We start from the raw sequence: 12,648 nt of genomic DNA on the forward strand, positions 1-12,648 counted from the left end.
CCTGTAAGCAATCAATTAATAATCAGCCAACACGTGGGTTGAACCGCTCGCGCCCGGTCGATGCACCGAAGAATCATCCTGCTGGCTCAATTGGCTTTTCAGTGTGCTGAGTTCCGTTGTCAGTTGCGTGAGTTGTTCCGACTGACTGGCACACAGCGTTTCCAGTGCAGACAATTTCTGACCCTGATTGAGTGCTTCGCCGCATTTCTCCGCTGTTAACTGCACCATCTCACGCAAGATGTTAAGTTCGGCGTTATTGTGTTCGCGGTGCAGCCCCAGCGCCTTTTTCACAGATAAAACAAACTTTTCGCCGATAGATTTATCCTCGGTCGGGTTCGGTTCCGTGGCTGCCAGCATTTCAACCATGGTTTCCAGTGACGCCGACAAATAGCGATCATCACTGGCAGGTAAACCGCGTTCCTGCACACTGAGCCTGATTAATTCCGTCCCGACAGCGGCGGGCGTATCCGTCAGCGCAATGCCGGTCAGATAGGCACTCTGGGTCTGGGGAAAACGCGAGTAAAATTCAATGCTGGAGAACACTTTCTGCCCGGTCTGATTCAGTTTGAACAATGCTGCGTCTTTCTCTTCATCCAGTTCAACAGTGGCCTCCAGTGCCAGCTTGCCCTGTAACGGGCCGTCTTTGACCTCATAGGCACGGGCGGACTGCACCAGCGCAAACTGACGAAATGTGCTGTCCGGGTATAGGCTTTTAACGTGTTCCAGATTTAAACGGGCGGCATACAAACGCGGGTTATAGCTCTCCGCCATCTGCTGGATCTGTTCGCGGGAGACGGCAAACCCGTTCAGCGTCATTCCCTCGGTACAGACCGTTAATTTAATGGTTTTTGGCATGGTTGCTTTCTCCAACAAGCCATTTCGGGGTTGTTCGGTTGATGGCGCTATGTTGGCAGTCAGCGGCGTTTTACTCAAAGCCTTCGCCATGTCACGGCACGGTGACAGATGGCAGGCATGGCAGTCCGCGCGCGGGTTGTGGGAAAGTAAGCACCATGATGATGACAACACATGATCCCCGACAAGAAGCCAAAAGTTTGTACTGGCAGGCCTACAGCATTGCGCAAATTGCAAAACGGCTGGGCGTCAGTGTGAACACCCTTTACTCCTGGCGGCGGCGGGATAAATGGGATAACGCGAACCCGATTGAACGGGTGAGCGATGAGCTGCATGTGAAAATCCTGCGTATGCAGGCAAAAGACGCCCTGACCCCGCATGATTTCAAAACACTGGATTTTCTTTATCGCCAGTTAGAGCGATTTGATCGCCATGAGGTGAAAAAAGACAAACAGACCAAAGCGAAAACACCGAAAAATCATTTCAGCGCCGAGCAAATCTCGGAACTGCGCGCGATGGTGTATGAATCCCTGTTTGAATACCAGAAACGCTGGTACAAACAGAAAGAACGCCGTAACCGCATGATATTAAAATCGCGCCAGATTGGGGCGACGTGGTACTTTGCCCGCGAAGCGTTGATCACGGCACTGGAAACCGGCAATAACCAGATATTTTTGTCAGCCAGCCGGGCGCAAGCCTACCAGTTCAAAAAGTTTATCCAGATTATCGCCCGTCAGGTGGGGGTTGAACTCAAAGGTGGTGACGAGATTATTTTATCCAACGGGGCCACACTCTATTTTCTCGGTACGTCAGCCGCGTCAGCGCAATCCTATACCGGTGATCTCTATTTCGATGAGTTCTTCTGGGTCAGTAATTTTCTTAAGCTGCGGAAAGTGGCTGCCGGGATGGCGACCCATATCGGGCTAAGGCGAACTTATTTTTCTACGCCATCCAGTGAAGAGCACGAAGCCTACCCGTTCTGGACAGGGGATTTTTTCAATCAATCCCGGCCCAATAAGAAACAGATTACGATTGATACCCGCCACGCCACTTTACAACCCGGCGTTCTGTGCGGGGATAACATCTGGCGGCAGATTGTTACCATTCATGATGCTATCGCACTGGGGCTGGATCGGGTTGATTTGGATGAAATCGAGAGTGAAAACAGCCCCGCCGATTTTGACAACCTGTACCGCTGTATCTTTGTGAAGGCTGGCGAACGGGCCTTTGACTATAACGACATCATTAAATGCGGGGTTGACGGTTACAGCGAAGAAGTCTGGCCCGACTGGAAACCTTACGCCCCACGCCCACTGGGACACAAAGGCGTCTATATCGGCGCTGACCCGACCGGCACCGGCGGCAATGGTGACGGATTGGGGTTGGTGGTTATGTCTCCGCCCGCCGTCAGTGGGGGTAAATGGCGGGTGATTGAAGCGCTGCAATTTCGCGGGATGGCGTTTGAAAAACAGGCTGATGAAATCCGCAGACTGACCGAGCGCTACCATGTGCTGGGCATCGCCATTGATGGCACCGGCGGAACGGGGGAAGCGGTGCATGAACTGGTGTGTAAATTCTTCCCGGCCGCCACCTTACTGAGATATTCCGCGCCGCTGAAACGGATGCTGGTCATGAAAGCCCAGATGCTGATCCGCTCCGGCCGGTTTGAATATGATGCCGGTATGAAACAGGTCGCCACCTCGTTTATGTCCATCAAGAAAATCATCACCCCAGGCGGCGTAGTGACTTATGACGCTGACCGGATGCGCGGCATTGATCACGGTGATATTGCGTGGGCCGTCATGAATGTTCTGCATGGAGAGCCGATATCAAGCGACTCTGGCGGGTATACCTCTTTTGTCACGGAGTTTTAACCATGAATACTTTTCTGCCGGCTGAAACCCAGCCTGACACAGCGAACGATCCCAGAGCGAACCTGCCTGACGGCGCAGCCCAATGCGCTGCGTTTACCTTTGATACGCCTACACCGATGACGTCCGCCGGGGATTTGCTGGATTGCATGGAGTGCGCCAAAAATGGCCGCTGGTATGAAACCCCGATTGATTTTTACGGGCTGGCGCGGGCGTTCTCATCGGCGGTCTACCATCAGTCACCATTGTATTTTAAACGCAATGTGATCATGAGTTGTTTTGTCCCGCACCGGTGCTTGTCCCGGCAGGATATGGCGGCGTATGTGCTGGATTATCTGGTGTTCGGTAATGCTTATCTGGAACGGCGCACTCACCGACTGGGCGGGCTGTTAACGCTGAAACACGCGCCGGCCAAATACACACGCCGGGGCGAAAAAGCCGATCGGTACTGGTTTGCGGAAAGCTGGAACAAAGAATTTGAATTCCGGCCAGACAGCCTGTTTCATTTGATGAACCCGGATATTCATCAGGAAATTTACGGCCTGCCGGAATATCTGGCGGGATTGCTGTCGGCCAACCTGAACCGCTCCGCCACCACCTTCCGCATGAACTACTACGAAAACGGCAGTCATGCCGGCGTGATTGTCTACCTGACCGATCCACTGGCCGATCCGAAAGGCGTCGATAACCTGAAAGCGTCCCTGCAAAAATCCCGGCGGGATGGCGCTTTCAAGAACCTGTTTGTGTATGCCGCCAACGGCAAGAAAGACGGCCTGCAAATCCTGCCGTTCAGCCAGATCAGCGCTAAGGATGAGTTTACCAATATCAAGGAAGCGACCCGCGATGATTTGCTTGCCATGCACCGCGTCCCGCCTCAATTGATGGGCTTTTCCCCCTCAAACGGCGGTAACTTTGGCGATGTAGAGAAAGCGGCGAAAGTGTTTGCCATTAATGAACTCACACCCATTATGGAGAGCCTGAAATCTATTAACGATTGGGTTGGGCAGGAAGTGGTACGCTTTGCGCCTTATGCCTTGCTGGATGCCCTTAACGGCAAGAAATAACCTACCCATTTCGGCCTACCCACGCACACTGCGCTGAGTATCTTCACTCAATCGCTCGGTGTGCGTTTTTCTTGATTTTCCATCGCATTACCTGACTGATAAGTCTAACGCGCTGTAGTGGCTCGTTGGTACGACGTGATGGCACGGTTTCCGGTTATCGTGCTCGCCGAGAAAATGTGTCTCTCTACGCCCTTTGCGCGCGCTTGCTCCCCCGCCTCGCCCGCACACAAAAGGGATGTGTTTTTGTGCAGTTTTGCAGGGGCGGGGAAACCTTGCCCGTGCTGGCCTTGCATGGGGTTGGTATGTACAAAAAAACTGTGCCATTTTGCTTAATTTTCTGCAAAGAAAATCAGCTATAAAGATATTTTAATATCATCAACACCACAAGCACGCGCATAGCGACTGAGTGTATCAATGGAGGCCTTAACGATATTTCTTTCTATTTTTGATACTGTCGGGGGTTTGATACCCATTTTTTCAGCAACCTGAGCGCTGGTCAGCCCGGCATTTTTCCGCCATTCAGCCAGCATATTCTGCATCTCAATCGCTAACTCAAGCTCTTTCTCTTCTTCCGCTAACGCGGTTTTAAATCGGGGATTTTCTTTGGTTCTTTCTTCAATATAGAGGTCTAAATCATCACACATCATATTTCCTCTTAATCTCTTGATGGTTCTGTCATTTCATTTCTTCGTGCAACCGCTATTCTGAGTTCATTCAGGGGAGTAGCATTGGTTTTTTTCACAAAGCAGCGTAACAGATAAATTTTCTTCCCGGCCGCATAACAAAAAAAACTTCTGGCTATGCCGTCTTTGGCTTTTGCTCTTAGCTCAAACAGCCCTTTGTATCCCTCGATCGGCTTTGAATGCGGCTCTCTTAGGCTGGTTGGGTTTTCTCTCAATCGCTTAATTAACGCCACCATGCGCAGTTCCAGTGAATCGGGCAGTGATCTGAGTTCTTCCTTAAAAGCATCATGAAACTTAATTTCAAACATTCAGCAATCCCCTCTTAATGCTCAAATAATAGCCCTCAATCTAAATTAGCACAAGGACTAAGTTAGCTTTTAAGCTAATATTTCTGGCGTTGTCACATAAAAATAACCCGCCTTGAAAGCGGGTCTAGTGATAACCGCGTGACATGTCACGCTATCATAATTTTACTGCATGCCAGCCCAACGTAGCCCAGCAAGCTGAATCACCCGAAAAGCAGCACTCCGTCACCGGAAGCGCATCACCACATTTTTCACATTGCTGCGCGGCCAGTGCCTGCATTTTCTGACATAACGCTGCATCATCTTTGCGGATCAGCAACGTCAGATATTCAACCACCTCATAAGGATCGCGCCCCGGTCTTCTCAGTGAACAATTACGCTTTAACATCGCCAATTCCTGATTATCGAGTAACAATTCTATCTTGGTAACGCCAGCTTCCTGCTGGCGTTGACGTTGGGCGGCTTTGCGTTCTGCGGAGGATTTAGCCATTGTGATTATCCTCTAAAAATAAGAATTCCGGCAGCCAAATCACGTTTAACTATTTGGCGCAAGACCTTATCCCGACGCGATTTAGCCATTTTAGGCCCACCCTGACAGGCGTTATTTTTGGCATTTTTTCGCCATTTTTTATAGCAAGCACAGTACACATCAAAATCAATTCTCAATAATTCATTGGCTGTTGTCAGTTTTTTCATTGTTGCCTCGTCTGCATTAAAATTCGTTTCCCAATCCATGCCATCACAGACACCGCCATTGAATTGCCGATTACCCGGTAACGATGGCCGTCAGGGCAATCAGCCGCAGCCTTGCCATTCCATGGAATTTGGGTGTGATTATCGGGGAAGCCCTGCAACCGCTCACATTCAACCGGGGTTAAACGGCGAACAGCACCTTGTGTTGTAATCAGGTCAGTGGCACTCTTATCATCCCTGGCTCGCAGTGTTGAAGAAATATCATCCGTCCGGTACTCACCAAACGAAAGCAACCGGTATGTTGATACCAGCCCGCTGCCACGCTGGGAAAATATTTCCTGATTGCTCATCCCGATACCTCCAACATTGTGGCTCTGATTTAATGTCGGGTGCGGGTTTACTCCTGAGTCCCAGTGACTGCCGATAACAACACGGATCCCAGACTTTCCGGTAACTGTTTTCCCCGCCGTTCCGCGCGGCTCAAGATCCCGGCGCACGCTGTCTGGCTCAATAAGTATTTTTGCGGGACAGGCGTCTGTTCGAGCACTTGCGATAACAAACACGCGTCGGCGGCGTTGGGCCACTCCGAAATATTGAGCATCAAGCACTCGCCATGCGACAGTTCGCTGGGGACCAGACACATAACCTGCGTTTGTCCATTTTTTCCCTGACGGCTGTAACGGATCATCTTCTCCGGCAAGGCCAGCAAGAAAGCAACCGAAGGCATTATCTTTGCTGGATAAGACACCGGGGACGTTTTCCCAGACGATAATGGCGGGCTGTTCGCCGTTCGTTGATCTGACTGAATCAATAACATTTGCCAACTCCACGAATGATAAGGTTAATTGCCCCCTTTCATCGCCCAGCCCATTACGTAACCCCGCAATGCTGAACGCCTGACAGGGTGTTCCGCCGACCAAAATATCCGGCGCATCGGCCTGATTTTCGGCAATAATGGCCGGAATTCGGGTCATATCCCCCAGATTTCGGACATAAGGCCAGTGATATCGCAGCACTTCACCGGGGAATTTCTCAATTTCACTGAACCACGCCGGAGACATGCCCAGCGGTTCCCATGCCACGCTGGCTGCCTCAATACCGGAACAAACTGAACCGAATCGCATATTCACGATAGGTTTTTCCTCATTTCACCCATTTTCTTAATCCGCGCCCGCAACCCATCGCGGCGCGCCTCTTGCTGCCGTTCCGATTCCACCGGAATAAAACTGCCATTCGCCCATAACTTAAGTGGCTGTTCTCCTATGCTAATTTTTCCGCTACTGATTAATGACTGGGCCATCAATCGGCTAAAATTCATCCCGATTGAATCCGCATAATCGATAACTTTTTCCACTAAATCTTTATCTTCGTTAATCGTCCTTCGTGCCTCCGTACAGTTATTGACAGAACTCCAAGGGGCGGCGTTGCCGCCAGAAAAAGCCAAACCCTCACCCGCAGATACCGGGCTGGATTTAGGGACAATTTTCCATTTCACTGTACGAGTAACAAAAGAAGAGCACTCGCCCAATCGGGGCGAGTAAATACCAGAAATACGTTGAACATCTTCACCGTAGACATTGCCTTGTTCAGTCACTTCATACGCAAGGCGGACAGTGAGATCTTTGCGGGCAACCAATGCGCCGCCCTGAAATTCGGTATAGGCTGACCAGTTGCCCACATCGGCGGCAAAGCGGACGTTATCCATATCCTCATCAGGCAAAATCTGGTCATCGCCCCTTAAGCGACGCAGTTCACGCCAGACAGAAACCGGGGCGCCGCCAATCTGCTGGAACTGACGAATGCGCCATCGGCTCGCCCAGGCGGAAACTGATCGCGACATATCCTTAAGGCTTTCCCCAGTTTCGCTATCCACTTCACCATCCAGTGCGTAACCATCAATATTTTTTGAGATATATTTAGCAATGTAGCCGGTTGCACTGCCCTGCTCAGGATCAATCGGTTTCACCAGAAAACGGGCATTACGTGCCACTTCGCTATTGAGTTCGTGAGCGTCTTCCTTCATCGCATAATGGCGAGTAACATCGCGCATGGGTTCGACGTGTTCGGGACGCATAAATAACAACAAGTGCCAGTGAGGTGTACCATCGTGGTGAGGTTCAACCACCCGAAAACCAAACACGCTGATCCCCGCACGGGAATACGCGGCGCGGATTTTTGCCCAGACACCGCATAAATATTTTTGCGTATCACGCGGGCTGGCGCCGTTCCAGTTCTTCACAAAACCGCCGCCACTGTGTGCCGAATGGTATTTAGACGGGGCCGTTATCGTATAGAAATCACCGACGCAACCCATTTCATTGGCTAAGTCTTCAAACCCTCGCATGCGTACCATCAGCTCACAGCGACGCACGGCAGGGTTAGCAATGCTGCCTAATATCTTGTCAACAAGTGAAGTGCGTTCACCCTCTTCATTTTCCAGCTCAAACTGTTGCAGGAATTCCCAGCTACGGCGCTTTTGCTCTTTCCATTCATGCAGGGTATGGCGGGAAACATAGGGTGAAGCGGACTTCTGCACCTGACCGACTGCAATCGCCATATGCTCTGCGCGAACATCACGCATCCGTTTCAGGCGGGCATACCACCACTTATCCGACATCAGGCGCAACAACGCCGCACAAAGCTGATCAACTGTCACTTTGCCGCCCTGGGTAAGCTGTTGCCAGTAAGGGGGCGTTGTTCCGGTTTGATGCGCCAGCTTTGCCATTCGCTGGCAGACCTGAAGAAAATTCATCTTCGCCTCGTCCTGATCTGCCGGAGGCTGGTTAACATACTGCGCCGAAGCATCTTCGTAGCTGTCAGACATAAAACGGGAAATTTCCCACGCGAGCTGCTTAATCTCTTTGCGCTCTAATGTGACCAGTCGTTCTAACTGCTCAATAAAGGGAAACGGGGCAACGCCTGATGCGCTGTGTTTGAATTGATACTGCTCAAGGACTTTATTCAATCGTGGTAATACGTTCTGACCCAATGTCTTACGTAAAAACGCATTAGCACGACGGCGACCATTGCGCCCGGATTCTGTATAAATCTTTTTATAACGACCGGAAAAATAGGTTGCCAGAAAATCCGGCATCTCACCTATATATTGATGCCGCCAGTTGTGGTCGGCAGGGTTAATTTCCCACAACAAACGTTCAGCCAGCGTTGCATCTGTGGGCAACCCCGGCTGACATTCTTCACTTTGGCGACGCTGGGAAAGTAAAGCGTCGCTGTTGTGTTCAAGCAATTCGCTCATGCACACGCCTCAAGCACTGCAATAATTTCTTTTGCAGGCTGACGGTTGCCATTGGCGGCAATCGTGCGCGGGGCGTCTATTTCATGGATGGTGAAACCAAGATCAGCATACAACTCTTTGGCTTCAATCGAATTGGAAACGGTGACCGGCACACCGATATCATGATGCAGAGTGTGTAAAACCATAGCCAACAGCTCATGGTCAGCAGGGATAAAATTCACCTTATGATATTGGGTGAATGTCTTACCCTTAGCGAGATACGGCGGATCGCAATAAACCACGTCGCCATGTTCAACACGTATTAATGTGTCCTGCCAGTCAGCATAATGAAGTGTGGCAGCCTGAGATTTATCGGCAAACGCCCAAATCTCAGCGGCGGGGAAATAGGGTTTTTTATAGTTACCAAAGGGTACATTAAATTTACCCTTGCGGTTATAACGGCATAGGCCATTAAAGCAGTGGCGATTTAATGCTAAAAACAAACTGGCGCGATCTAATTTATTACCAAAATTACCCGAAAATTCACCGCTGAAATTAAAAACATTCCTCAGTTCATAAAACTCATCTTTATTCAGAACAAAGGAAAACCAATTTGCCGCCGCTTTTGTAAACTGATCACAGTCAGTTTTGATACTCTGATACATATCAATTAAATCGGCGTTAACATCTGCCACCAAATATGCTGGGTAATCCGTGTTCATCATGACCGCACAGGAACCTGCAAACGGTTCAACCAGTCGCTTACCCGCAGGCAGATGTGGCAATAACTTATCCATAATGCGGGCTTTTGAACCCGCCCATTTGAGGATGGTTTTATTTGCCATTGTCAGCGCCCTCATAAAAAAAATACTCAGGCGTTAATAATGAATATTCATAAAATGAAATATTAATTTCACAGAGACTATCTAGCCCGCTCTGAAAATGATGGACTTCATCAATGATTACTGTGATCCGGTGCTCTATATCATCAAGCCAACCATATCCACCCTCCTGAGAAAGCACTACATAATCCCCTTTTTTACAGTTGGTCGGTAAATTTTGAATATCAAAAATATTCTCAATACCCACACATCTGACAATAAAGCACTGGTTTAATCTATCGAGTGTTTCGACATCAATTTCTTCGCAACAACTATCTAAAACACCAATACAATGGTTTTTATTATTTTTAATGGTGGTGAAATCAGTTTCATTAAGATTAACAAAGTGAATATTCGCCATCTCACACACTCCGATAATGTTTTTGTTTCAGTTCGAAAACTTCCTGACATGGCGCACAACGGGTCACACCTGCAATCACTTTGCGACGCTGTTCAGGGATCGGTTGATCACACTCTTCACAATGAAAAGCCGAAACCCCAACCGGGCGGTTTACATGTGCTGCAATTTTGCGTTCCAGCATTTCGTCAGCGTGTTGGCAAGCGCGGTCGATAACATCAAACATAATTCCACTCCTGCGCCTGACGCTCGATGTTGTCCGCTTCACCAGCCAGCAATTCACAAACAGCGACGTAATCCAGTTGCTTTGCCCGTACATGAGATGAAAGTGTGCGAAGGCGTGAAGCAGAGCGTTCGGCTAAGGCCTTGCGCTCATCTTCCCGGTTTATTTTTATCAGTTGTTCTATCTCCATTATTCTGTTTCCTTTCTTTAGGTAATAAAAAGCCCTGCGCGTTGACGCATAAAAGCAATTAAATTAAATCGATAAATTAATGCGATATTAATTCCGGCATTTTCAATTTATTCGGCAACAAACTAGCAACCGCCTTAAATTGATGAATGGCAGAAATTAATGACCGCTGCTCTTCAATAGTGAAATCTTTAAGTTTATTATCAAATTGCGATTTATCAAAACCCGCCAAATGGAATATTAAATGTAATACCCGTTCATTATTTCGGATTCTGTTATTACTGCGATCGCGCATCATATCGATAAAATCAGCCAGTTGGCTATTTAACTCACCACTTTTTTTAGACTTTTTAAAAATAATGGCATGGGCTTTAGCTGAATGATTCATGCCATCAATTCTTTCATCGACTGTCTGTGATATAGCACGGTACGGTTCTATATTAGCCATAGCATCACCTTTACAATATGGATAATAATGGGGTTAATATTATTGTCGCTAACCCAATTGAAACAAATGTCATCATCAATGGACTTTCTTTTTTATAATTACTGCTTTTGACTTTGATATTAAAAAAGTCTTTACTGCTAACTTTATATTTATGCTGCACCCGCTTTAATTCGTTCATGGATTCTTATCCTGTATAATTGCTGGCAATATCTGACTGCCTCATTACGGGAATCAAATAAACCGTGACTACAATCGCCCTCTTCAACCTGATAACGCGATAACGGGCGAAGTACATTCTTCGGTAACGGACGCACTAAAAAGACGCCGTATTTGATTCTGCCCTTATTTAATTCCACTGGTGTTGGAAGAGTATTTCGCATGTTAATTACCTCTGTTGGATAATTTATTAGCTGTTATTATTAATATGGTTTAACAAAGTTTATTGGCATTTGTGACGATTTAATTATTTCAACTTCTTTTCGTGCCAAAGTATGAATAACATCAAGGACAGACTGTAAATCATCGATATGAATTACTTGACCTATATCGTGATGATTTTTAATCACCCTGCTAATATCCTGCACTAGATCAGCTTTTTCGACAGCACCTAGCAACTTAACATGATGAACGGAATCGTTATTTTTCCCCTCAACGGTGCTAGTGCAGACAAATAAATTCTTAAAAGGCGTCATTGACTCTGCCGTATTGAGAGCTTTCTTAACCGTATCTACCACCGATTGGGCTTGTACTTGCGGTTGAGCCTGCACTTCCCCAAACCCAATCCGCACAGATTTCTCAATATGATAATTACTCCCCGTTGCCATTTGCATAAATTGCGCCAGTGTGTCCTGGATAAATTCAGGCGTGATTTCAACTTCTTTTTTGACATCACTAAACACATCATGAAGGCGTGACATCATAGTTAATTGCAGTTTCGAACGTTCCATAGATGCTGATTGTTTCATTTTATTACCCTCTGATTTTGGCTAAGCACTTCACCTATTTTTGATTGCATCTTCCAGCATGGCGATCATATTGACCTGAATCTTTTCCTTACCCCCTTGCTTTGGACGGATGATTATTTCGCCTCTGCTTACCATTGCACGACAAGTATTTTCTGGAATACCACTAAGCTCAGCATACTTACCAATCGAAACGTAAGGTGAAACAACGTAATAATTGATAATGATTTTTTTCATTAGTGACCTATTCCACTTGAACTTGAATAGATTTTTTCCCAGCCAAATAATAAATACGAGCTAAACTTGATTTAGAACGGATTTCTTTGAGCGATAAGGCTTCCAACTCCTCGTACTCTTCTAAAGACAACCGTATAACAACTTGCTTTCCAGAAGCTACGCCTCTCGGCGTTCGTGACCGTTGAACATGTTTATCGTGTGACATAATGTTATATTGTGATCCACTAAGTTTAAGTTTTGATTATTATTGAACAACATATTGGTCAAGCAAACACAGAGAATGAATTTATGACATCTATTGGGGAAAGGATAAAGGAAATACGTTCAAACATGGGGCTGAATCAAACAGATTTTGGCGCTTTAGTTGGGTACTCAAGAAATGCCCAAGCCTATTATGAACGTAATGAAAGATCACCTGACGCTAAGTATTTAGCAGCACTAGCTAATCTTGGAATTGATGTTATGTATGTTCTTACTGGCATCAAATCAGACCTGCCAAAAATAACTGTCGAAGAACAAAAATTGATTGAACACTATCGTGCGATGAGTGAGGAATCACGTGTAAACATGCAAGCAGTAGGCTCTTCTTTTGCACAATCATCCCCTAATAAACAAGCTAAAAACGGATGATTATTCAAATTTTAACCGT

The 12,648-nt window shown here is 47.3% G+C and carries 18 protein-coding genes; 3 read left to right on the top strand and 15 right to left on the bottom strand.

Annotated elements, in window-relative coordinates:
- Nucleotides 1–15 precede the first annotated feature (15 nt).
- Nucleotides 16–1,026: a GPO family capsid scaffolding protein gene (locus HGO23_RS11345; protein WP_209026674.1), complete on the bottom strand. Its 1,011-nt coding sequence runs from the start codon at nt 1,024–1,026 to the stop codon at nt 16–18.
- Between HGO23_RS11345 and HGO23_RS11350 the strand changes: the two genes are divergently transcribed.
- Both HGO23_RS11350 and HGO23_RS11355 read left to right on the top strand, forming a co-directional pair.
- Complete coding sequence (locus HGO23_RS11350; protein ID WP_209026675.1) at nt 1,011–2,726, top strand: terminase large subunit domain-containing protein; 1,716 nt, start codon at nt 1,011–1,013, stop codon at nt 2,724–2,726. The two genes, HGO23_RS11345 and HGO23_RS11350, sit on opposite strands and share 16 nt — an antisense overlap.
- Nucleotides 2,727–2,728: 2 nt before the next feature.
- On the top strand, nt 2,729–3,787 hold the full coding sequence (locus tag HGO23_RS11355) for a phage portal protein (RefSeq protein WP_244967790.1): 1,059 nt from the start codon (nt 2,729–2,731) through the stop codon (nt 3,785–3,787).
- A gap of 353 nt (nt 3,788–4,140) precedes the next feature.
- Here HGO23_RS11355 and HGO23_RS11360 read toward each other — a convergent pair whose 3' ends face one another.
- The 14 genes from HGO23_RS11360 to HGO23_RS11425 all read right to left on the bottom strand — a co-directional run bounded on the left by HGO23_RS11360 (nt 4,141) and on the right by HGO23_RS11425 (nt 11,999).
- A complete protein-coding gene (locus HGO23_RS11360) occupies nt 4,141–4,434 on the bottom strand; it encodes a helix-turn-helix domain-containing protein (protein WP_209026676.1) in 294 nt (97 codons plus the stop codon).
- Between the two features lie 8 nt (nt 4,435–4,442).
- Nucleotides 4,443–4,778: a type II toxin-antitoxin system RelE/ParE family toxin gene (locus tag HGO23_RS11365; protein WP_209026677.1), complete on the bottom strand. Its 336-nt coding sequence runs from the start codon at nt 4,776–4,778 to the stop codon at nt 4,443–4,445.
- A 154-nt stretch (nt 4,779–4,932) separates the two neighbouring features.
- Nucleotides 4,933–5,265 carry a hypothetical protein gene (locus tag HGO23_RS11370; RefSeq protein ID WP_209026678.1) on the bottom strand — a complete coding sequence of 111 codons (333 nt, stop codon included), beginning with the start codon at nt 5,263–5,265 and terminating at the stop codon, nt 4,933–4,935.
- A 5-nt stretch (nt 5,266–5,270) separates the two neighbouring features.
- On the bottom strand, nt 5,271–5,471 hold the full coding sequence (locus tag HGO23_RS11375; RefSeq protein WP_209026679.1) for a DUF7301 family protein: 201 nt from the start codon (nt 5,469–5,471) through the stop codon (nt 5,271–5,273).
- Complete coding sequence (locus HGO23_RS11380) at nt 5,468–6,592, bottom strand: DNA cytosine methyltransferase (RefSeq protein WP_209028771.1); 1,125 nt, start codon at nt 6,590–6,592, stop codon at nt 5,468–5,470. The genes HGO23_RS11375 and HGO23_RS11380 overlap by 4 nt, the downstream gene beginning before the upstream one ends.
- Before the next feature lie 2 nt (nt 6,593–6,594).
- Nucleotides 6,595–8,724 carry a replication endonuclease gene (locus tag HGO23_RS11385; protein ID WP_209026680.1) on the bottom strand — a complete coding sequence of 710 codons (2,130 nt, stop codon included), beginning with the start codon at nt 8,722–8,724 and terminating at the stop codon, nt 6,595–6,597.
- On the bottom strand, nt 8,721–9,548 hold the full coding sequence (locus HGO23_RS11390; protein WP_209026681.1) for a DNA adenine methylase: 828 nt from the start codon (nt 9,546–9,548) through the stop codon (nt 8,721–8,723). The genes HGO23_RS11385 and HGO23_RS11390 overlap by 4 nt, the downstream gene beginning before the upstream one ends.
- The gene (locus HGO23_RS11395; protein ID WP_209026682.1) at nt 9,538–9,945 is read right to left on the bottom strand and encodes a hypothetical protein; all 408 of its coding nucleotides are present in this window, start codon (nt 9,943–9,945) and stop codon (nt 9,538–9,540) included. Before HGO23_RS11395 ends, HGO23_RS11390 begins: the two co-directional genes overlap by 11 nt.
- 1 nt (nt 9,946) lies before the next feature.
- The gene (locus HGO23_RS11400; protein ID WP_209026683.1) at nt 9,947–10,168 is read right to left on the bottom strand and encodes a TraR/DksA family transcriptional regulator; all 222 of its coding nucleotides are present in this window, start codon (nt 10,166–10,168) and stop codon (nt 9,947–9,949) included.
- Complete coding sequence (locus tag HGO23_RS11405) at nt 10,161–10,355, bottom strand: DUF2732 family protein (RefSeq protein ID WP_209026684.1); 195 nt, start codon at nt 10,353–10,355, stop codon at nt 10,161–10,163. The genes HGO23_RS11400 and HGO23_RS11405 overlap by 8 nt, the downstream gene beginning before the upstream one ends.
- Before the next feature lie 76 nt (nt 10,356–10,431).
- Nucleotides 10,432–10,800, bottom strand: a complete 369-nt coding sequence (locus HGO23_RS11410) for a DUF5347 family protein (RefSeq protein WP_209026685.1) — start codon at nt 10,798–10,800, stop codon at nt 10,432–10,434.
- 149 nt (nt 10,801–10,949) lie between these two features.
- Entirely contained in the window at nt 10,950–11,180 is a 231-nt protein-coding gene (locus HGO23_RS11415) for a hypothetical protein (RefSeq protein WP_209026686.1), read from the bottom strand.
- A 39-nt stretch (nt 11,181–11,219) separates the two neighbouring features.
- Entirely contained in the window at nt 11,220–11,765 is a 546-nt protein-coding gene (locus tag HGO23_RS11420; RefSeq protein ID WP_209026687.1) for a hypothetical protein, read from the bottom strand.
- A 30-nt stretch (nt 11,766–11,795) separates the two neighbouring features.
- Nucleotides 11,796–11,999 carry a DNA-binding protein gene (locus HGO23_RS11425; protein ID WP_209026688.1) on the bottom strand — a complete coding sequence of 68 codons (204 nt, stop codon included), beginning with the start codon at nt 11,997–11,999 and terminating at the stop codon, nt 11,796–11,798.
- Between the two features lie 237 nt (nt 12,000–12,236).
- Between HGO23_RS11425 and HGO23_RS11430 the strand changes: the two genes are divergently transcribed.
- Nucleotides 12,237–12,629 carry a helix-turn-helix domain-containing protein gene (locus tag HGO23_RS11430; RefSeq protein WP_209026689.1) on the top strand — a complete coding sequence of 131 codons (393 nt, stop codon included), beginning with the start codon at nt 12,237–12,239 and terminating at the stop codon, nt 12,627–12,629.
- Nucleotides 12,630–12,648 lie beyond the last annotated feature (19 nt).

The organism is Xenorhabdus budapestensis (assembly GCF_017743015.1).
In the GTDB taxonomy this organism is placed as follows: domain Bacteria; phylum Pseudomonadota; class Gammaproteobacteria; order Enterobacterales; family Enterobacteriaceae; genus Xenorhabdus; species Xenorhabdus budapestensis.

Coding starts and splice junctions, on each gene's coding strand:
- HGO23_RS11350 (WP_209026675.1), top strand. CDS start 1,011: ATGATGATGACAACACATGATCCCCGACAAGAAGCCAAAAGTTTGTAC.
- HGO23_RS11355 (WP_244967790.1), top strand. CDS start 2,729: ATGAATACTTTTCTGCCGGCTGAAACCCAGCCTGACACAGCGAACGAT.
- HGO23_RS11360 (WP_209026676.1), bottom strand. CDS start 4,434: ATGATGTGTGATGATTTAGACCTCTATATTGAAGAAAGAACCAAAGAA.
- HGO23_RS11365 (WP_209026677.1), bottom strand. CDS start 4,778: ATGTTTGAAATTAAGTTTCATGATGCTTTTAAGGAAGAACTCAGATCA.
- HGO23_RS11370 (WP_209026678.1), bottom strand. CDS start 5,265: ATGGCTAAATCCTCCGCAGAACGCAAAGCCGCCCAACGTCAACGCCAG.
- HGO23_RS11375 (WP_209026679.1), bottom strand. CDS start 5,471: ATGAAAAAACTGACAACAGCCAATGAATTATTGAGAATTGATTTTGAT.
- HGO23_RS11380 (WP_209028771.1), bottom strand. CDS start 6,592: ATGCGATTCGGTTCAGTTTGTTCCGGTATTGAGGCAGCCAGCGTGGCA.
- HGO23_RS11385 (WP_209026680.1), bottom strand. CDS start 8,724: ATGAGCGAATTGCTTGAACACAACAGCGACGCTTTACTTTCCCAGCGT.
- HGO23_RS11390 (WP_209026681.1), bottom strand. CDS start 9,548: ATGGCAAATAAAACCATCCTCAAATGGGCGGGTTCAAAAGCCCGCATT.
- HGO23_RS11395 (WP_209026682.1), bottom strand. CDS start 9,945: ATGGCGAATATTCACTTTGTTAATCTTAATGAAACTGATTTCACCACC.
- HGO23_RS11400 (WP_209026683.1), bottom strand. CDS start 10,168: ATGTTTGATGTTATCGACCGCGCTTGCCAACACGCTGACGAAATGCTG.
- HGO23_RS11405 (WP_209026684.1), bottom strand. CDS start 10,355: ATGGAGATAGAACAACTGATAAAAATAAACCGGGAAGATGAGCGCAAG.
- HGO23_RS11410 (WP_209026685.1), bottom strand. CDS start 10,800: ATGGCTAATATAGAACCGTACCGTGCTATATCACAGACAGTCGATGAA.
- HGO23_RS11415 (WP_209026686.1), bottom strand. CDS start 11,180: ATGCGAAATACTCTTCCAACACCAGTGGAATTAAATAAGGGCAGAATC.
- HGO23_RS11420 (WP_209026687.1), bottom strand. CDS start 11,765: ATGAAACAATCAGCATCTATGGAACGTTCGAAACTGCAATTAACTATG.
- HGO23_RS11425 (WP_209026688.1), bottom strand. CDS start 11,999: ATGAAAAAAATCATTATCAATTATTACGTTGTTTCACCTTACGTTTCG.